This window comes from Pseudomonas sp. AC255, assembly GCF_979258175.1.
The window spans coordinates 2211628-2231791 of sequence record NZ_OZ409841.1 but is presented as its reverse complement, the minus strand read 5'-3'; the positions used below and the strand labels follow the sequence as shown (position 1 = coordinate 2231791).

Genomic DNA, 20164 nt, shown 5'->3' with positions numbered 1-20164 from the left:
AAGTCATATGCGAATTGGGTTTCTTATCGGAATGATTAAAGCGCGGCAATCTGTAAGCGTCCATCCCAACACAGGTTCGCGCCATGAAACATTCCATGCTTGCCGCCATCGCCGAGTCCGCTCAGTCCCCGCTGGCCATCCGTCACATCGACCGCCCTGTTGCCGGTAAGGGGCAAGTCCTGGTCAAGGTTCACGCCGCAGGGGTCAATCCGCTCGATACCAAAATCGCCGCCGGCGCAGGGGCTCACGCCCGTCAAACGCTGCCGGCCGTGCTCGGCCTTGATCTCGCCGGTACGGTCGTTGAAGTGGGCGAAGCGGTCGACGGGTTCACCCCGGGCCAGGAAGTCTTCGGCATGCCCGGCGGGATCGGCGGTGCCCAAGGCACCATGGCCGAGTACATTGCCGTGGATGCTCGCCTGATCGCGGTCAAGCCACAGACCCTCAGCATGCGTGAGGCGGCTGCATTGCCTTTGGTATTCATCACCGCGTGGGAAGGTCTGGTCGATCGCGCCAATATCCGCTCCGGTCAGCGTGTCCTGATTCATGGCGGCGCGGGCGGGGTCGGTCAAGTGGCTGTGCAACTGGCCAAGGCTCGCGGTGCCGATGTCTACGCCACCGGTTCGGCGGGCAGTCTCGACTTCATACGCTCGCTGGGGGCGACGGCGATCGACTATCAGGCACAGAGCGTTGAGGATTATGTCGAGCACTACACCGCCGGCGAAGGGTTTGACATTGTCTACGACACCGTCGGCGGCAGCACGCTGGATGCATCATTCAAAGCCGTGAAAGCCTATACCGGGCACGTGCTGAGCTGCCTGGGCTGGGGCCAGCACAGCCTGGCACCGTTGTCGTTCAAAAGTGCCACCTACTCGGGGGTTTTCACTCTGGCTCCGCTGCTCACCGGCAAAGGACGCGAACATCACGGCGCTATCCTGCGCGAGGCCGCTGCGCTGGCCAATGCGGGTCAACTGACGATCCGCGTGGATCAACAGCACTTTGCAATGCAAGACGTCAACGAGGCGTTTCGCCAAGTCGCCGAAGGCCGCGGCAAGGGCAAGACGGTGATCGAGTTTGTGGGTGCATAGCTTCTTGTAATCTCTTCATAGCGCTAACGGCCAAAAGCGTTCGCCTTTGGCCGTTAGTTGCCACACAAGGGCAACCGCTTTCGGCCAAGAGCTGCCGCCCCCATGGTCTTCTCCAGCCCAAAACGCTGTCGCCAGTTGCTGCCGAACGTATGGCACACCTACTGGCATGGGCCGCACACCATATGGATGGCAACCCGATCCCTGTAGGCGGCTCTTTCTATGAGAGCTGGCCTCTCACCCATTTGTATTTACCTGGCCTGAACAAACCGCTGCTCAAGGTTTTCTTTTGCATTGCTCTTCGGGCGCACCATATCCCCAAGTGATGATGGCTTCGGCCTTATGTTCCCAAAGCGATTCATTACGCCCGACGTACTTGATGCCAATGCCACTGAGTTGCTGGTACATCAGCGATACGCTGTCGCCACGCTCGGCTATTAATGTCGGCGGATCAGTTTCGAAGAACCTGACAGTTACCTCGTTTGCAGGGTTGCCGTCGCATTCGTAAAAGACAGGCCCAGTGCCAGAGATCAGTCGGTACCGTGCTTGCAACTCAGCGATACGGTTATGGTATTCCATGCGCAGGCATGCACCGACGTCATCACTCTTCCAGCATTCGTCCCGCCCCTTGATCCACCCCCGCTGCTCTGCTTTGAGCATTGGAGGATGCTCGTTGGCGGCCTTGATACTCGCACTGGCATACACTGCCGAGAGTTTGCGATCGAGGGCAGATAATTCCTTGTCTTTACATATCAATGCTTCGATACCGCCAGGCTCCGCCTTTGAGCAATCGTAAGATGGACCAGGTGACGAATTGATAGCCAACGATGTTCCCGTGCGCGCCCCGGTCGACTGTATCGCACTGATTTGCTGATCAATGTAATTGCACCACTGCTCGGAGCTTCGCTCAGGGACATCTGACCCATCTTGAACCCCCAGCTTTATCTCGATCACTGACTTCCATTCATCAGAACCTAGATCCGGTCCGTGCCCTTGCATATCAGCCGTATGCAGAACCTTATCGACCGATTGATACCACGTGTTTGAGCATTGAGATTGCGCCTTGGCAACGCCTGTGACGCCAATCAGTAGCAAGACCAAATATTTGCGCATGTGCGGTTTCCCTGGATTTACGCAGTCGCCAACCACTCATCTTAGCCGGTCTCATCCGCTAGCGATCGGTGAGTCAATAGTGATTGCAGCACCTGATGAGCCACATCAATCGGCCATAAGTAGATGGAAGGAGATTGATTGCCTCAAGGCTCAGATATCCCTGACTCGAAGCGGAGCTTTCTGGCCGACGAGCTTCCCCTTAGTTCATGGCTGAGGTCGATATTTAGCGATTGTGTACATGGTGGTGCCCTCCACGTGGGTGAAGGACCGGGGTGGATCAGTCGCGCGGCACCGTTGTCGGATTCGGCCAGGAGCAGACACTTAAAAAGCTCAACGATCAGGTTCTCATGTCATGAAATCATCCGGCTGCCGTACCATCGGCACATCGACAAAACGGAGGTTGATATGGGAAATGGTCAGGGCAAAAAGGTCGTTGTCATTGGGGCAGGCATCGTTGGCTCGCGTCATTGGCGTATCACTTGGCAAGTAAAGGCGCGAATGTCACTTTGCTAGAAGCTGAAGATATAGCTTCGGGAGTGACTGGCAGCTCATTCGCCTGGCTCAATGCCTCACACCCCGAACCCGACCCAATCGCGCAACTGCGCGGTTCTGCCATCAAGGAGTACCGCCGACTCGAAACGCAGCTGCCAGGTCTGGAGATAAGATGGACAGGTGCCTTGTCTTACAGTGCGATGGCGATTGAGGCGCTGCCGATCTCAGGTCACCAGGCTTCGGTAAACCAGGTGTCTCGATCGCAGATTCTCGACTTGGAACCAAATCTCAAGAACCCTCCCCAGTCTGCTCTGTATGCGGCTGAAGAAGGAGCGCTGGACGCAGTAGCAGCTACGCATGCGTTGATCGCAGGTGCGCAGGCATATGGGGCGAAGATTCTCACTCAGACGCGAGTGCTCGGTTTTGTAACCCAGAGCGCAACGGTGACAGGAATCGAAACAACCAAAGGCGTCATCGATGCCGATATTGTCGTATTGGCAGCCGGGGCAGGCATCACGAAACTGACAGACATGCTTGGAGTGTCCCTGCCAATAGAGGCCTCCCCTGCCATTTTCATCCGTTACAAGTCACAACCCGATCTCGTACACACCCTCATATCCAGCCCTGAAATGGAAGTGCGGCAAAGTTCGGATGGTGCGTTGCTCGCGGCGGAAGATTATCTGAACGATGCCGTGGAAAATCAGCCGGCAGCGATAGCGCTTCGCACTGCCAAGACAATCCAGAACGAACTCCATGGTGTCGTCTCCATAGAACTGGAACGGGCTTGTGTCGGCCTCAGGCCCATGCCTGCCGATGGCATCCCGATCATCGGTTATCTCCCCAAAGTAGGTGGCGTCTACGTTTGTGCAATGCACCCTGGAATTACTCTGGCGGCGATAGTGGGACGTCTGGCCAGCGAGGAGATCATCGATGACAAGGTGTCCAGTGCCCTTTGCCCATGCCGGCCTGATCGATTTTTGCAAGCGGAGGGAGCCTCTTGTGAGGCAGAAATCGGCCAAGAGCAGACGTTCGAACCCAAGGTGATGCGATGAAGGGACAAACCAAGAATGACTGCACCTCTGACCAGTAACGCAGCAACCCAGCCTGGGCCTATTACCGGGATCGGCGCGTCAGCCTGAACTGTGGCCAATTGTCCAAGAAACCCGGGGCGTCATTTCGCCCGAAACAGACACTACGCGCGACGTATTTGCCTGATGGCCCAACGCCTGAGTAGAATGCGATTCATTATCAATCATGTATGTCCCGGGATGCCGATGCGTAGCGACGAAACACTAGGTACTGCAGATCCAGGGCTGCTCTATCGCACCCACTTCTCGTGGTTACAGGGCTGGCTGATTCGGCGCATCGGCTGTCGCGACAACGCCGCAGATCTGGCGCAGGACACTTTCGTCCGTGTGCTCAAACACCGTCATCAATCCGGCGCCCTGCGCGAACCACGTGCTTATTTGAGCAGCATTGCCCGAGGGTTGATGATTGATCAGTATCGTCGTCGCGAACTGGAACGTGCCTACCTGGAAAGCATCACCTTGCTGCCTCAACACGAGGTTCCATCGGAAGAAAGCCGGCTGATGATTCTCGATGCGCTCGAGCGCATAGACCGTCTGCTTGACTCGCTTAAACCAAGAGTACGCCAGGCGTTTTTATTTGCCCGACTCGACGGTCTAACCTGCGCACAAATCGCCGAAAAGCTCGGTGTTTCCCGCGCGACGGTGGAGCGCGATCTGGCCACGGCCCTGCAACATTGCTATCGCTTGCGTTATGTCGAGGCCTGAGCCCGAGGCGCTGGATCCGGCCATTGTCGACCAGGCGATCCAATGGCTGGTGCGCCTTCGCTTCAATCAAGCCGATGAACAGACACAGCGCTCGTTTGAACACTGGCTGCAGCAGCGCCCGGAGCATGGATTGGCGTGGCAGCGTGTGGAAACGCTGGGCGATGAATTCGAAGGCGTGCCAGCTCAGCTGGCTCGACAAACCCTTAAGGGCGCCCAACATGGAATGCGCCGGCGGGAAAGCCTGAAGCTACTGGGCGTATTGGCGACGGTCGGCACGGCAGCCTGGCTCGGCCGCGACTACACCCCCTGCCCTCCATGCTTGCACAGCAGCGCAGCAGCACCGGCGAGCAACGACGTTTCCAACTCGATGATGGCAGCCTTATCCAGCTCAATAGCGATAGCGCCGTCGACAGCGATTTCGACGCCCAGCGGCGCCTGATCATCCTGCGCCGCGGTGAAATCATCGTGAATGTCGGTGCGGATCAATACTCCCCGCAAGCACGACCGTTGTGGGTGCAATCACGCGACGGGATCATGCGAGCCCATAGCTCGCGCTTTCTGGTGCGCGAGCGTGACGACGGCACTCTGGTCGCGGCCCAGGAGGGATCAGTCACGGTTTTCCCCGGTTCCGGCCAAGCGTCTGCGAGCCGCAACGTCCTGGCAGGAAACCAACTGCTGTTCACCTCAAGTGACGCCCGAACGTTCAGGGACAACGGCCTTGATCTATGGGGTTGGGGTGACGGTGTGATCAGTGCGAACCATATGCGCCTTGGTGACTTCATCGCAGAGTTGTCGCGTTATCGCCCAGGAGTCTTGCGCTGCGCCGAAGAGGTCGCTGATCGACGCGTTTCCGGCACCTTCCAGCTCGCCGACAACGATCGGGTCCTGGCATTGATCGCGCAGTCACTGCGCCTGCACATTGATTACCGAACCCGTTATTGGGTGACCGTAACCGCTGCCACCTGAGTCCACCTGAATATTTTTCTGCTATATGAAAAATAATGAGGTGGTTTCTCATTCTCGTTCGACCTCTAAGGAAGGCCGGAATACAGGCCAGTCTGCCGATGTCCTTTCTTGGAGCGAGAAAATGAGTTCGTCCCCGGTTTCACAGCGCCATCCATTAAGTCGTGCCATGCACGGTGCGATCTTGGGTTTGATCGTGAGCAGCTACGCATTGCCATCGCTGGCGCAAACCTCGGGCGCTGATCACAGCAATCAAGTCAAACAGTGGAATATCGCCCCCGGGCCACTGGCGCCGGCGCTTGACCGCTTTGCGCGCGAAGCTGGCATCAGCCTTTCCTTCGACGCGTCGAGTGTGGCGAACCGCACCACGGCTGGCGTGAATGGCACGCTCGATACCTCGGCAGCGCTGTCATCCTTGCTCCAGGGCAGCGAGTTGCAGATCGAACAGCAAGGCGCGAAAGCTTACCTGCTGACCCTCAAGCAAAAACCGCCGGCCCGCTGGAGCTCGATGCAACGGCCGTCGAGGACTACCGCCTCGCCCCGCTCATCATCAATGCCAAGGTTCGGGTCAGTGCCGACGACGACGCCAACTCGGTGGTGGCCAAGGAGCTCTGGGTTGGCGGCAAGGTCGCCACCAGCATTCTCAATACACCGGCATCGGTGTCGGTGGTGACCAACAAGGAAATGCAGCAACGCAGCGTCAGCACTACGGAAGAGGCGCTGCAATATACGCCGGGCGTGGTCAGTGACTTTTATGGTACGGATGATCGCAACGACTATTTCCAGATCCGCGGCTTCCAGGCCACCACCTACCGTGACGGCTTGACCCTCAGTTCGATGCGCGGCGTACGCGAAGATCCGTTCGCTTATGAGCGCATCGAAATCCTGCGTGGCGCCAACTCCACCCTGTTTGGCCCTGCGGACCCGGGCGGTTCGGTAAATTTCGTGACCAAACAGCCGCGCTTCGAGAAGTTTGGCCAGGGCTATGTGACCTACGGTTCGTTTGACCATGTCGAGACCGGCATCGATGTCGGCGATGCGCTGAACGACGAGAAAACCCTGGCCGGCCGTTTTACTGCCAAAGGCCAGAACAGCGATCGCGAGTACGATCACTCGCAGGACGATAACCAGTTGTTTATGGGTGGCCTGACCTGGGCACCGACGGATTACACGTCGGCCACGATGATTCTGGACTACCTGAAAACCGAGAGTTCGCCCAACAGCGGCGGCTATCCACTGGATCGGGAATACGACCGCAGCAAGTTTTATGGCGAGCCCAGCTACAACTTCCACGATGTCGAGCGCACCAGCCTCAGCGGTAACGTCACCCATGATTTCGACAACGGTTTCGTACTGCGCAGCAATCTGCGTTACAGCAAGTTGACCGATGATTTTGGCTACGTGTACCTCAGCGACAGCGCCGCACGTGTCGGTACCACCGTCGATCGATACCTGTTTGGCACGGACACTGAAGCCGATCAGTTCAACGGCAATCTGATGCTGCAATACGATGCCCGTTTCGAGAACATCGACAGCAGCAGTCTGGTGGGCGTGGAGTACCTCGATTCGACCACCAAGGAAAGCTCGGTCTACGCCCTGACAACCCCGATCGACATTGCCAACCCGGTGTTTACTGGCGTTCCACGCTCAATCGCGCCGTATGCCGTCAACAAACGAGACGCGACCACCAAGGCCGTATTCCTTCAGCAGAACCTGTCGTTCTACGAGCGTTTCATCGTCACCGGGGGTGTGCGCAACGACTCGATGGACCTGACCAGCAAAGGCTTGCAATCCACCGAGAAAGACAACTTCTCCGAAACCTCCTACCGAGGTGCGTTGACCTATATCGTCAACGATGAAGTCTCCACCTATGTGAGCATGGTCGAATCCGTCTCGCCGCCGCAGGTCGGCGTGACACCGCAGACAGGCAGGCAGTACGAAGTCGGCGTGAAGTATGCGCCGATGGGGATGGATGCACTGTTCTCCGCCGCCGTGTACGACCTGACCCAGGAAAATGTCACCATCGCTGTGGTGCTGCCGAGCGGCATCATCGAGCAGCAGACGGTGGGCGAATCGAGGGCGCGTGGCCTCGACCTGGAGGCCAAAGCGCAGGTGACGCAGAACCTGAGCCTGATCGGTGGCTATTCCTACATGGAGTCCGAGGTACTGCGCGGTTCGTTGTATGACGGCAGTTCCCTGAAGGGCAACGAGTTCGCCACGGCACCCAAGCATTCCGCTTCGCTCTGGAGTTACTACGACGTACCCGCCACTGATGTCAGCGTGGGCCTGGGTGCGCGCTACGTCGGCGCTTATTACTTCGATGCAGCCAACTCCGGCAAAAGCGATGGCACTACCCTGTTCGACGCCGCCTTCAACTACAAGATCGCCAAGGGCACCGACCTGGCGGTGAACGTCAGCAACCTGCTGGATGAGCAGCACGTGGTCGGCTCCGGCACGGCGAACTTCTACAACCCGGGCCGCGAGATCACCGCCAAGCTGAGCTACAACTGGTAATTAGGCGGGTAGCCTATTTTTTCGTAAAGGAAACGGTGCCCGCGTTACCGCGAGCACCGTTAACTACGGGCATACTCAGGTTGATCTACGCTTGAATGAAATCACGCGGAGAACCAGATCATGTCCCTCGCTCCCGGATGTCTATTGGCCCTGGCTGTGGGTGTCTGCTTTTGCACATCCGTGCTCGGACAAGGGGCAGCAGACAGCGATTCTCCACCGGCGATACTGCCATTGGCAGCCGAGAGTGCGCCGAAACTCATTGCCTACGCGCCGCTTGCCGAGCCGCTCGCCCGTGGAGTGGTCATCATCCAGTTTCGAACAGAGCACGCCAGGATCATGCCGGTATTTGGCAAGGTGGCTGCGCAGGTATCACCACGCTTAGGTCACCTTCACGTGACCGTCGATGACTGGAAAGGTACGTGGGCGCACACCAGTGAAGACCCGATTATCCTGGTCGGGCTAACCCCCGGTGCTCACAAGGTTCTCTTGGAAGTGGCCGACCCGACGCACCAGATCATCACCAGTACGACAGTGAGTTTTACAGTACCGGAGAAGAAACCGATGGACGCTCCCCGTACTGACGATCATCACGCGGTAAAACCATGACTGCCGTGCTATTCACCGAAACAGGCAACAATCGGCGTCTCTGCCTACGAATGACTGGCTCAATACCTCCAGAAAACCGGGGTCACGAGCACCAACACCGTCAGGATTTCCAACCTGCCTAGCAGCATGCCAACGGTGAGTAGCCATTTCGCCGCATCTGGCAGTGACGAGAAATGACCTGCCGGTCCAATAATGGTGCCCAGGCCGGGGCCGACGTTACACACCGCCGTAGCGGCACCGCTCAGGGCAGTAATCCAATCAAGCCCGATCAGAGCCAGGCCCAAAGCGATGGCGGCAATCGTGATGGTGAAAAAACGAGAAGGTCAGCAGCGAGCGGACGATTTCCTCGTCGATGGGATGGCCGTTGTATTTTTTCTGAATCACGGCGCGAGGGTGGATCAACTGCTTCAAGCTGCTGACCAGAAGCGCGGCGGCCACCTGAAAACGGAAGATTTTCAGCCCGCCAGCCGTTGAGCCGGAACAGCCACCGACGAAGGTCAGATAGAAAAACAGCAAAACAGCGAAGCTGCCCCACAAGGTGTAGTCGCCAACCGCAATTCCAGTGGTCGTGACAACCGAGGTCACATTGACCGCCACGATACGAAACGCATCCCACCATCCGTAGTCGCTGTGAAAATACAGCCAGGTACCTACCGCCAACGATGTGACGAGCAGGAATCCAATAAACCCGCGTACCTGGTGGTCCCTGATCAGCGCACGCCGATTGCCTCGACATGTAGCGACGTACAAGGTGAATGGCAGGCTGCCCAGGATCATGATGACCACCGCCACCCAGTGAATTGCTGGCTGCTCCCAATGCCCGATGGAGGAATCCGACGTCGAGAACCCACCAGTAGAGATCAACGACATTGCGTGGTTGATCGCTTCGAATGGGGTCATTCCTGCGAGCCAGAGCGCCAAGGTGCCGATACCCGTCAGGCTTAGATAGAGCAAAAGGATGTACTTGGCTGCGACATGAGAACGTGGTGTCACTTTCTCCGACCAGTCCGAGGACTCTGTCTGGAAAAGACGCATGCCGCCGACTCGCAAGAGCGGAAGAATCGCGACAGCCATGCCGATAAAACCGATGCCGCCTAACCAATGCAGCATGGAACGCCAGATCAACAAGCCGGGAGAGGCGCTATCCAGACCGGTGAGTACCGTCGAGCCAGTGGTTGTGATGCCCGACATCGTTTCAAAGAATGCATCGGTGTAGCTGATGTCGCTGATGAAAACCATTGGTAACGCTGCGAAGGCGCACACAACAACCCAGCTCGCGGTAGTCAGCAGGTACATGTCCCTGGGCCGAAGATTGCCGGTCTCCGGACGCCCTCGCACGATCAACAGCAGACCACAGATGAAGGTAATCAGACTCGACCAGAGAAAGGCCGACAGATCGTCGCTACGCTCATGGACCACCAGCGTGAACATGGGTATAGCCATGCTTACCGCCAGGGTGATCAGAAAAATACCCAAGATGAAGCCGATAAGCCGAATTGCTGCGAGGGACATCACGATAGCGTTCCAAATTAGCGCCGCGCAGTATCGGATGCCCTCAATAAAGACTGCGTAAATTCTCCGTAAAATTTTGACCTGCAATCAGTCAGGCTGCGGGAGCCAAGTCGTAGCCATGGGGCAATTACAACCCTCCCAACAGGCAGAAATCGCCAAACCCAGCGCTTACGCCGGGTTGGCGAATTTCGTTTAGCGGCCGACTCCTGCCTGGTTCAAACCCGCGGGCCAGCGGAGTGCTTGCCGCGGGTTTTCCACAGCGAAAGCAGCACACCGCCAAGCAACAAAGTCACCGTCACGCTCAGAGACAGGACTGCCGGAATCTTGCCGATGATGCCGACCATGAAGATCTTGCCGCCGATAAACACCAGCACCAGCGCCAGGGCGTACTTGAGGTAGGCGAAGCGGTGGATCATCGCCGCCAGAGCGAAATACAGCGCACGTAGGCCGAGGATGGCGAAGATGTTAGAGGTGTAGACAATGAACGGATCCTGGGTGATGGCAAAGATCGCCGGCACGCTGTCGACGGCGAATACCAGGTCGGCACACTCGATCAGCACCAAGGCCAGGAACAACGGCGTCGCCCAGACCACGGACTTGCCACTGGCATCGGTCTGGCGAACGAAGAAGTGCCCTTCATGCAAGCGATCGGTCACGCGCATGTGCTTGCGCAGGAACTTCACCAGCAGGTTCTCGCTAAGGTCCGGATGGGCATCGATCTTGCTGAACAGCATCTTTACCCCGGTCAACAGCAGGAAGATGCCGAACACATACAGAATCCAGCTGAACTCGGCGATCAGCGCTGCACCCAGGCCAATCATGATAGCGCGCAGCACTATTACACCGAGAATGCCCCAGAACAGCACCTCGTGCTGATACTTACGCGGAATTGAGAGAAAGCTGAAGATCATCGCCATCAGGAAGACGTTGTCCATCGACAACGATTTCTCAATCAGAAAGCCGGTGTAGAAATCCATCCCGGCATCACCGCCCTTGACCTGCCAGACCCAAAAGCCGAACAGCAAGCCGGCGGCAATATAGCCCGCAGACAGCAGCAGGCTTTCACGGACGCCGATCTCTCGATGCTCACGGTGCAGCACCCCAAGATCGAAGATCAAAAGGCCCAAAACGATGCTGACAAAAACGAGCCACAACCAAGTGGCGGTGCCGAGAAACTCGGCAAAAAGAACGGTTCCAGGGCAGTCATGAGCCCCCTCCTCTAGTGTCGAAGTTGTACAAACTGCAACTCCGACATGGCAGCGATTCGCTGTCAGAGGGGCCCGGCGTTGTGAGGAAAAATTTAGAGAGCCGTGTGCGATTTCTCAATCGATCAAGAGTTGCAAGTTATTTCACAATGGCAGCCTCGTCAGAGGTTGAACTGCCTGTCGTCAGAAACTGAACGTACGGAGATCGATCACAATCTTCCGGTGATCAGCGCTGGCGTTCACACCGATATTGGCGCCATTGCCGACCTGCAAACTGACGACCAGGATTCGCGAAGAACTGGCGGTCTATCCTTCAAGACTTGACTCACATTGATCGAGGCACTGCTGTATGAACTCTCTATGGATAGCACTGGCCATTTTCGGATGCCTCGTTGCTGCCTCGCTTCTCATGATGCAGTGGTACCCAAAGCTGGCAGCCCAGCACAGGGACGACGAAACCAACTCCGTGATTCGTCTGGTAGCCAACATTTTTGTGGTGATGACCTCGCTGGTTTTTGGCTTGATGATCAATTCTGCCAAAAACACCTTTGAGTCTATTGATGCGAACTTCCATGGGTATGCAACCAGCATGATCATTTTTGATCGGACACTGCGGGGCTATGGCGATGCGGCGCAAGACACGCGAAATCGCCTGATCACCTATCTTGAGCGCGCTATCGAGACCCCCTATCGAGGAGACGAGGCGCTGCAGCACCGTAACAGCGAGGCGGCTAAATACCTGGATGACATAGGTAAGTCTTTGGCCCTTATAAAGCCTGCGGACCGCTACCATGAAACGATGCTTCAGGATATTCGTCAGCAATATCATTCGCTCATCGAGCAACGCTGGAGAATCGTCGAACAGTCAGAGGGAGCGATTCCTGGCCCGCTTATCGGGATGCTTGTAGCCTGGTTGACGCTCATCTTCGCCAGTTTTGGCTACCGCGCTCCCCGTAATTCGATGGTGAGAGGAATGTTCATCATCTCGTCATTGCTCATTGCAGCTTCCGTGTACCTTGTTTTGGACATGGACATACCATTTCACGGGCCTATCCAGATATCCGACGAGCCCCTGCGCAGGGCACTCGCGGTAATGCGGCTGTAGGGCTAGCGCTCTGAGTCGTGGCCTCAAGATGAATCACGCGGAGTACGCTTGTAGCCGATTGCTGCCAGTCGCCACCGGCAGTTATCGATCCCGAGTAGCTATCAGGCGAGATGCCAGCACATCTGCGCCAAGCAAGCCGCTCACCAAACCTGGCGCAGGTTTGTCCTGCCTGAACTCCCAAACCCGCACAAAAAAATCACCGATTCATTGTCAGTTGATTTTTTCGGCCTATCTTGAATAAAACCTATACAGACAACCTGTATGCGTACAACCTTTTCGCCAGACATTGGCCCTCACGCAGCACCGCCACGAGTGACCCGAATGAGCCCACTATTAGCCAGCCATTACCGTGAAATCCTCGTTGGCGTCGGCGAAAACCCCGAGCGTGAGGGGCTTTTGGATACGCCCCAGCGCGCCGCCAAGGCGATGCAATACCTGTGCAACGGTTACGGGATGAGCCTGGAAGACGTCACCAATGGCGCGCTCTTCGAGTCGCAGAGCGATGAAATGGTGATCGTCAGCGACATCGAGCTTTATTCGCTGTGTGAGCATCACATGCTGCCGTTTATTGGCAAGGCGCATGTGGCGTATATCCCCACTGGCCGGGTGTTGGGGCTGTCGAAGGTGGCGCGGGTGGTCGACATGTTCGCGCGGCGCCTGCAGATCCAGGAAAACCTTACTCGGCAGATTGCTCAGGCGATCCAGCAGATCACCGATGCCGCCGGCGTCGCGGTGGTTATTGAAGCCAGGCACATGTGCATGATGATGCGCGGTGTTGAGAAGCAGAACTCGATCATGACCTCCTCTGTCATGCTCGGTGCCTTTCGCGACAGCTCGACGACGCGGCAGGAATTTCTCCAGCTCATCGGACGGCGCTAGGCCTATACATAATCTGTTACCTGTACAAGCTCAAGGAGTAGGCACATGACCCGATTTCTGCTGCTGTTAGGACTGGCGCTCAGCATCGCAAGCTGCGGCAGTGTCGATGTTGCTCGTTACGCGGATCAGCAACCGGCATTGAATCTGGAGCAGTTTTTCAGCCAGCCCGTCAAAGCCTGGGGAATGTTCCAGAAGCGCAACGGCGAAGTGGTCAAACGTTTCGAGGTCGATATCGCCAGCCGTCGTGAAGGTGAAAACCTGATCCTCGACGAGCGCTTCCGTTACAGCGACGGCACCCGTGAACGCCGAGTCTGGACCCTCACTCCCGGGGGCAATGGTCAGTGGAGCGGTCGCGCGCACGATGTGGTCGGGGTTGCTCAGGGCCAGATCGCTGGAAACACCTTCCACTGGCGTTATCGCCTGAACCTGCCAGTCGACGACTCGACCTACGAAATGAGCATGGACGACTGGATGTACCTGGTCGACGAGGACACGCTGATCAACCGCACCCGTATGTCCAAGTGGGGTTTCGAAGTCGGTCAGGTGACGGTGTTCTTCCGGCGCCAGAACGCTGGGACGAACCCATGAGCAGTGGGTTGACCCTGACCTCGTTCGGCGACGGTTATCGCGCTCTGGTGATCGGCGCCAGTGGCGCCCTCGGCACGGCGTTTTGCCAACATTTGAAACAGGATCCACGCTGCGCCAGCGTCCGTGCGCTGGGACGCCAGACTGTGCCGAAGCTCGACCTCGAGCAACCCGAAACGATCGCCAGCGCCGCCGCTGAACTGGCAGGCGAAGCGCCGTATCACCTGATCATTCACGCGGCCGGCCTCCTCCATCGTGACCGGATCAAGCCGGAAAAAAGCTACAGCGCGATCGAAGCCGAGTCGCTGCAGGCCGTATTCCAGGTCAACACGCTGGGGCCTGCATTGCTGCTGCGCGACTTTCTGCCGTTGCTTGCGCCTCAAGGCGCGATGGCAATGCTTTCGGCAAAAGTCGGCAGCATCGGCGACAACCGTTTGGGCGGCTGGTACGCCTATCGCGCCTCCAAGGCTGCGCTGAACATGCTGATCAAGACCGCCGCCATCGAGCTTTCGCGCACGCGCCCGCAGAGCCGCTTGCTCAGTCTGCACCCGGGCACAGTAGTGTCGCCGTTGTCGCAACCTTTTCGCGGAGCCTCGAGCGCCCGCCCGGCAGACATTGCCGCCGGGCAATTACTGACTCTGATTGACACGCTAACGCCGGCCGACAGCGGCCATTTCTTCGCCTACGATGGAGAACGCCTGCCCTGGTAGGCAAGGAGTGAAGCATGAATCTGCAAACCCTCACCGAACGTGCGGCCAACAGTGAAGTTCGCGAACTGGAGCTGCTGTCACTTGAAGGTGGATTTTATCTGGCGCGGATTCGCCTGGATCAAGGCCAGTTCACCTTGCTCGATGACGCGGCCAAGCCAATGCACCTGCGCTCGATCACTCACCTGCGCGACTTGCTGCAGACCGTGCCGGCGTTTCCCTGCGTACTGGTGCAACAATGCGTGCACGACGAAATGTGCGGTCGGGATTCAGGGCCGGTTGAAGAGCTGCGCATTCCGTTTTCGCTGACCACGCCTTTATGAGGCTCAAGCGCGGCGAGCACTGAATGGCAGGCTGATAAGGCGCGCGTCGCCCAAGGGCGACGCATTTATCGAACCCCTGTCCCGTCCACGGGTCTGCTTCACATCGATTCCCTGGAAGTAAACCCCATGTCCACTCAACACACGCTTGTCCTGCTTGCCCGAGGCGGATACGCCGCGCGCGGTGTTCTGTATCTGATTATCGGTATCTTCGCGCTGCTGGCGGCGCACGACTCCACCAAACCGAAAGACAGTCACAAAAGCCTCGAAGCATTGCTCAGTCAGCCCTTTGGCTATGTGCTGATCGGTGTTGTGGTCGCCGGCCTGCTGGCCTTCGCCGCGTGGCGTGCGCTGCAAGCGATCCGCGATGTCGACCACCACGGCAGCGAGTTCAAAGGTCTGGTCATCCGTGCAGGTTTGCTTGCTGGCGGTCTGGTCAACGCGGCGCTGGCCTTCTTCGCCTTGGGTCTGTTGGTGAGTGGTCTCAGGAGTTCGGGCGGTTCCGGCGATGGCAAGACCAAGGATCTGCTTGCGCAGCTGCTGTCGTTCGAGCATTCGAACCTGTTGATCTACCTGATCGCGCTGATCCCGCTCGGCGTCGGTATCGCCCACATCATCAAAGGCTGGAAGGCCACGTTCGAGAAGTACTTCGAGGCAGATGACGAAGTGATGCGTTACGTGCGCCCGGTGTCGCGCTTTGGCTTGATCGCCCGAGGCGTGGTGTTTATCGAGATTGCGCTGTTGATGGCGGTCAGTGGCTCGGTTTATCAAGCGACCAATCCACCCGGCATGAAGGAAGCGCTGGATGCTTTGCAGAATCTGCCGGCAGGCGGTGTGCTGTTGATGCTGATGGCCTTGGGGCTGATCGCGTTTTCGGTGTACAGCTTTTCCGAAGCGGCCTGGCGCCGGATCGAAATGGATGTGCCGTTGTAAGCGGCGATTCGAGGGGCGTGTGCCCCCTCGACTTTTCGTCATCAAGTGAACAGATCAACGCCCAACTGAAACGCTACCCAGAGCGCCAGCCCGGTGGCAAACAACAGCGCGATGTTTTCAAACAGGTTGTTGCGGTATTGCTTGTCCAGCAACGATTTCTGGTTGGACATGATCAGCAAGCCCAGGGAAATCACTGGCAAACCAATGATGTTCAATGCGCTGACACCGATGGTCAGGGTGACGAAATCCGGCATGCCCGGCATCGACCAGATCAGCGGCGTGACCAGGATGAACAGCATGAACCACTTGTGCATCGGGTCGTGATGGAACTCTTTGCCGTACTTCTCGCGGCGCTCAGGACGAACATGCTGGAAGGCATCGGTGATCAGCATCGGAAACGCCGTGGTCTTGCCTGAAATACTGGCGAACAGCGTCGCGAACACACCGATGAAGAACACGTACCAGCCGATCGGGCCGAAGAAGATTTCCAGCGCCTTGCCCAGATCGCCCAAGGTTTTCACCTCGATGCCGTTGGGCCGCAGGATTTCCGCGCCAACAATCCAGATCGCCAGGTTGATGATGATCCCGACGAACACCGCAAACAGCAGGTCGTTACGCTGAATGCGCTTGTGCTGCGGCCCGGTCCAGCCTTTCTGGCGCATGACATACGGGTGCACGAAGTTGGCAATCGACCCGGCTACCGCGCCGATTACCGAGACCGCCACCAGCAACGCGCCATGCACGCCTTCGTCCGGTGGAATGCTGAAGCCGATGGTGCCTTTGATGATGCCTGTGACATCCGGGCCGGACATCACCGCCAGGGCGATAAACGCCAGGGTCATGATCGCCAGCAGCAGCTTCATCACGCCTTCGATCATCGTGTAGATGTTGCGCCCGACCAGCATCCAGACCGCCAGCACCACCGCCACCGAGCACAGCAATGGCTGATCGATCTTGAACAGCATCGCCAGCGACTCCCCTGCCCCCTTGATCATGTAGGCGTTCATCAAATGCCCCATCAACAGGGCATAAACCAGCATGAACCAGGCAAACACCGGGTTGAGCTGGGCGTAGCCCTGCAGGATGGTCATGCCTTGGTTATTACACAGCTGGAACCGGGCAATGATGTTGACGATCAGGTACCTGAGCAACAGCGAGACCGCCAGCACCCACATCATTGCGTAGCCGTAATTCGCACCGGCCACGGAGGATGTGATCAGGTCACCCGCACCGAGCCACGACAGCACGGCGATAATGCCGGGGCCGAGCAGTTTCAGCGTACGCAGGAACAGGTTTTGCGGTTTCGCAGCGGCCTGATGATCGAGTGGAGCCATGCTCGTCATAGGGGTATCTCCGTTATTGTTTTTGTGAGAATTGATGCAGTGCGCACATTAGGTAGGATGTCGTACAACAACGCTAACAGGAGAGTATGTAGAAATGTGTCAAACCTCAATGGCGACTACCCTCTCCGATCATTTTTGCTGATAAAAATCTTCTAATACGCGCCTATGAATAAGCGTAGCGACCTTATAAGGCTCACGAAATAGCCATTGATGCCCCTGCCAATCACTCATAGGATGACTGATCACAACAACAATAAGGCTGAAAATGATGAACAGAACGCTCTTGATTGCTGCGCTCGCCTCCACGTTGAGCGTGACGGCCAATGCCGCCACCTATGCTTACATCTCAAGCCCCGGCGACGGTCTGATCTCGCAGTATCGCCTTGATCAGAGCAACGGCGCGCTTACCCTGGTCGAACAGATCCAGGCCGGTGATCAGGTCAATCCCATGGCTCTCTCCCCGGATGGCAAGGTGCTGTTTGCAGCCTTGCGCGTCAAACCCTTTCAGGTGCTGGGTTACCGGATCGATCGCCAAAGCGGTCACCTGACAAAATTCACCCAAGCGCCCCTGGCAGAGAGCATGGCTTATCTGTCGACTGACCGAAAAGGTCGCTACCTGCTCGCCGCGTCCTATGGCGCCGACACCCTCAGCGTTCAAAAGATCGGCGAAGATCAGCAACCTTCCGCCAACATCCTGCGTTATCCGACCGGCCTGCACGCGCATTCGATTCGCACCGAGCCGAGCAATCGCTTTGCCTACGCCGGCAACCTGGGCACCGACAAGGTGCTGCAATATCGCCTGGATGCCAAGACTGGCGAGCTCAGCCCGATCGGCAACGGCTCGGTCAGCGTCCCGGACAACACCGGCCCTCGGCACCTGGCGTTCTCGCCGAACGGCAAATTCCTTTACGTAGTCGGTGAAATGAGCGGCACCGTGACCGCGTTTTCAATCGACGAGGCCAGCGGCGCGTTAACGCAAATCGCTGTGGCCAACGGCATTCCCGAACGTTTGCAACTGGCCCAAGGCGAAGTCCGTGATGCGCGCAACAACGACCTCAAAGACGACCCGACCCCGCGCATCTGGGCTGCCGACCTGCGCATGTCGCCGGATGGAAAACTGCTGCTGATGAGTGAGCGCACCAGCAGCAGCGTTTCGGCATTTGCCGTGGATCCGGCAACCGGAGGACTGAAGTTCCTCGATAACTACTCAGTGCAGGAACAGCAACCACGCAACATCGCCTTCTCCCCCGATGGCCACTGGCTGCTGGTGACGGGCGAGAAAAGCGCCAAGGTCGGTACGTACGCGGTGAGCAAGGATGGCGCGCTGAAGCGTGTCGGTGAAGCGGCCTCCGGCAAAGGCGCATTGTGGATCGAGATACTGCAAACGCCGGACGCATGAATATCTGCGGAGCAGCAACTGCTCCGCCGTTCTGCAACTAATCTCCCGCCGCTTCGGTCATTAGGTTTGCCGAGGTTGATACATTTACGCAGACCTCACTTTCAAGAGACTGCCCTCGTGATCAGCCATCTCGATCGCCGCAACAACCGCTCGCTGGACAGTCTGAATTTCTTTCTCGCCGATGTCCGCGACGGCCTCGGGCCGTACCTCGCTATCTACTTGCTCGCCGTGCACCACTGGGACCCGGCCAGCATCGGTGTAGTCATGACCCTCGCCGGTATCGCCGCGCTGGTCACGCAGACACCGGCCGGTGCGCTGGTTGACAGCAGCCGGGCGAAACGTGCGCTGGTCATCATCGCCGCGCTGTTGGTCACGGTGAGTTGCCTGGTGCTGCCGTTCATTACTTCATTCAGTCTGGTGGCGTTGACTCAAGCCTTGAGCGCGGCGGCAGCGTCAATTTTCGCCCCGGCGATCTCCGCGATCACCTTGGGCATCACCGGCCCACGAGCATTCACCCGGCGCACCGGTCGCAACGAGACGTTCAACCACGCCGGCAACGCGTGCGCAGCGTTATTGGCCGGTTTGTTTGCGTATCTGTTCGGTCCGGTGGCGGTGTTTTATCTGATGGCGGTCATGGCGCTGGCCAGCGTGATTGCCGTGCTGTTCGTCTCGGCCGAAGCGATAGATCACGACGTCGCGCGCGGTTTGCAGCCTGGCGATCAAAGCCATCAGCCGTCCGGGTTCAAGGTACTGCTGAGCAATCGCCCGTTGCTGATGTTCGCCCTGTGCTGCGCGCTGTTCCACTTGGCCAACGCGGCGATGCTGCCGCTGGTGAGCCAGAAACTCGCCCAAGCCAATTTGCACCTGGCCACACCGCTGACGTCGGCGTGCATCGTAGCCGCGCAACTGGTCATGGTGCCAATGGCGTTGCTGGCCGGCGCGAAAGCCGATGTCTGGGGGCGCAAACCGTTATTGCTGGCGGGTTTTCTGATCCTGCCGCTGCGTGGCTTGCTCTACACCTTCTCGGATGATCCGTACTGGCTGGTCGCCGTGCAGTTGCTCGACGGTGTCGGCGCTGGTTTGTTCGGCGCGCTGTTCCCGGTAATGGTCAAGGATCTCACCCTCGGCTCCGGGCATTTCAATGTCAGCCTTGGCGCGCTGACCACAGCGTTTGGCCTGGGCGCGGCGCTGAGCAACGGGCTGGCGGGTTTTGTCGTTGAGGCCGCCGGTTACAGCGCGGCATTCCTGACCCTTGCCGGGGTTGCAGCGGCAGCGTTCCTGCTGCTGTTGATCGGTGTCCCGGAAACGCTGCAGCGGACTGAGAAAATCGAGTCCGCTGCGGTTATGGGCCAAACCTGAGCTAATCGCCACCGCAGCCATTGCCTAAAACGCTGTAAGTGGCGACATGCCGCTGACCGTGGCTGTCTTCATAGACGACCTCCACCGGAACAATTCCGCAGGCGGCGCTGGTGTCGGTGATGCTGATGGTTTTGGCGATGTCCAGTGGCACGCCGGTCTGTGCAGGTTCGGTGGCGGCGAACACGTTGCCGGCGAGGATGGCCAGGGCCAAAGCAAAAAACGGTTTCATGGTGTGATCTCTCTATAAAGGATGG

15 protein-coding genes and 4 pseudogenes are annotated in these 20164 nt (G+C 57.8%); 14 read left to right on the top strand and 5 right to left on the bottom strand.

Translation table 11 applies throughout. The features are described from left to right. Window positions 1-83 precede the first annotated feature (83 nt). Window positions 84-1085, top strand: coding sequence for a zinc-dependent alcohol dehydrogenase family protein (locus ACZZ0K_RS10205; protein ID WP_258706703.1), 1002 nt, complete (start codon window positions 84-86; stop codon window positions 1083-1085). 273 nt (window positions 1086-1358) lie between these two features. Here the strand turns inward: ACZZ0K_RS10205 and ACZZ0K_RS10200 are convergent, their stop codons facing one another. Further along, window positions 1359-2195: an MliC family protein gene (locus ACZZ0K_RS10200; protein ID WP_258706704.1), complete on the bottom strand. Its 837-nt coding sequence runs from the start codon at window positions 2193-2195 to the stop codon at window positions 1359-1361. 405 nt (window positions 2196-2600) lie between these two features. Here ACZZ0K_RS10200 and ACZZ0K_RS10195 point away from each other — a divergent pair. The 5 genes and pseudogenes from ACZZ0K_RS10195 to ACZZ0K_RS10175 all read left to right on the top strand — a co-directional run bounded on the left by ACZZ0K_RS10195 (window position 2601) and on the right by ACZZ0K_RS10175 (window position 8563). Then, window positions 2601-3739, top strand: a pseudogene (locus ACZZ0K_RS10195) (NAD(P)/FAD-dependent oxidoreductase). A 222-nt stretch (window positions 3740-3961) separates the two neighbouring features. Further along, on the top strand, window positions 3962-4480 hold the full coding sequence (locus tag ACZZ0K_RS10190; RefSeq protein ID WP_051600722.1) for a sigma-70 family RNA polymerase sigma factor: 519 nt from the start codon (window positions 3962-3964) through the stop codon (window positions 4478-4480). After that, a pseudogene (locus ACZZ0K_RS10185) lies at window positions 4467-5446 on the top strand (FecR domain-containing protein). The gene ACZZ0K_RS10190 and the pseudogene ACZZ0K_RS10185 overlap by 14 nt, the downstream one beginning before the upstream one ends. Before the next feature lie 121 nt (window positions 5447-5567). Continuing rightward, window positions 5568-7957, top strand: a pseudogene (locus tag ACZZ0K_RS10180) (TonB-dependent siderophore receptor). Window positions 7958-8077: 120 nt separating this feature from the next. After that, entirely contained in the window at window positions 8078-8563 is a 486-nt protein-coding gene (locus tag ACZZ0K_RS10175) for a DUF6130 family protein (protein ID WP_258706708.1), read from the top strand. A 59-nt stretch (window positions 8564-8622) separates the two neighbouring features. Here ACZZ0K_RS10175 and ACZZ0K_RS10170 read toward each other — a convergent pair. Together ACZZ0K_RS10170 and ACZZ0K_RS10165 are read right to left on the bottom strand one after the other, a co-directional pair. Next, window positions 8623-10075: pseudogene (locus ACZZ0K_RS10170) on the bottom strand (TrkH family potassium uptake protein). A 215-nt stretch (window positions 10076-10290) separates the two neighbouring features. Continuing rightward, window positions 10291-11229: a TerC family protein gene (locus tag ACZZ0K_RS10165; RefSeq protein ID WP_463559088.1), complete on the bottom strand. Its 939-nt coding sequence runs from the start codon at window positions 11227-11229 to the stop codon at window positions 10291-10293. 400 nt (window positions 11230-11629) lie between these two features. On the opposite strand from ACZZ0K_RS10165, the gene ACZZ0K_RS10160 reads away from it, so the two are divergent. The 6 genes from ACZZ0K_RS10160 to ACZZ0K_RS10135 all read left to right on the top strand — a co-directional run bounded on the left by ACZZ0K_RS10160 (window position 11630) and on the right by ACZZ0K_RS10135 (window position 15809). Continuing rightward, window positions 11630-12385: a bestrophin-like domain gene (locus ACZZ0K_RS10160; RefSeq protein WP_041480340.1), complete on the top strand. Its 756-nt coding sequence runs from the start codon at window positions 11630-11632 to the stop codon at window positions 12383-12385. Between the two features lie 321 nt (window positions 12386-12706). Continuing rightward, entirely contained in the window at window positions 12707-13264 is a 558-nt protein-coding gene (folE, locus tag ACZZ0K_RS10155; RefSeq protein WP_041480339.1) for a GTP cyclohydrolase I FolE, read from the top strand. Between the two features lie 45 nt (window positions 13265-13309). Next, on the top strand, window positions 13310-13852 hold the full coding sequence (locus ACZZ0K_RS10150) for a DUF3833 domain-containing protein (RefSeq protein WP_041480338.1): 543 nt from the start codon (window positions 13310-13312) through the stop codon (window positions 13850-13852). Next, window positions 13849-14559, top strand: a complete 711-nt coding sequence (locus tag ACZZ0K_RS10145; protein ID WP_258706711.1) for an SDR family oxidoreductase — start codon at window positions 13849-13851, stop codon at window positions 14557-14559. The genes ACZZ0K_RS10150 and ACZZ0K_RS10145 overlap by 4 nt, the downstream gene beginning before the upstream one ends. A gap of 14 nt (window positions 14560-14573) precedes the next feature. Beyond that, entirely contained in the window at window positions 14574-14879 is a 306-nt protein-coding gene (locus ACZZ0K_RS10140) for a DUF6482 family protein (protein ID WP_252878214.1), read from the top strand. Between the two features lie 126 nt (window positions 14880-15005). Next, window positions 15006-15809: a DUF1206 domain-containing protein gene (locus ACZZ0K_RS10135; RefSeq protein WP_110645324.1), complete on the top strand. Its 804-nt coding sequence runs from the start codon at window positions 15006-15008 to the stop codon at window positions 15807-15809. Between the two features lie 41 nt (window positions 15810-15850). On the opposite strand, the gene ACZZ0K_RS10130 is transcribed toward ACZZ0K_RS10135, so the two are convergent. After that, window positions 15851-17143: an Nramp family divalent metal transporter gene (locus tag ACZZ0K_RS10130; protein WP_371857525.1), complete on the bottom strand. Its 1293-nt coding sequence runs from the start codon at window positions 17141-17143 to the stop codon at window positions 15851-15853. Window positions 17144-17417: 274 nt separating this feature from the next. On the opposite strand from ACZZ0K_RS10130, the gene ACZZ0K_RS10125 reads away from it, so the two are divergent. Together ACZZ0K_RS10125 and ACZZ0K_RS10120 are read left to right on the top strand one after the other, a co-directional pair. Further along, window positions 17418-18551, top strand: a complete 1134-nt coding sequence (locus ACZZ0K_RS10125) for a lactonase family protein (protein ID WP_374046272.1) — start codon at window positions 17418-17420, stop codon at window positions 18549-18551. 117 nt (window positions 18552-18668) lie between these two features. After that, window positions 18669-19910: an MFS transporter gene (locus ACZZ0K_RS10120; protein ID WP_258706713.1), complete on the top strand. Its 1242-nt coding sequence runs from the start codon at window positions 18669-18671 to the stop codon at window positions 19908-19910. Between the two features lies 1 nt (window position 19911). Here the strand turns inward: ACZZ0K_RS10120 and ACZZ0K_RS10115 are convergent, their stop codons facing one another. Beyond that, window positions 19912-20139, bottom strand: a complete 228-nt coding sequence (locus ACZZ0K_RS10115; RefSeq protein ID WP_258706714.1) for a DUF2790 domain-containing protein — start codon at window positions 20137-20139, stop codon at window positions 19912-19914. Window positions 20140-20164: the final 25 nt, after the last annotated feature.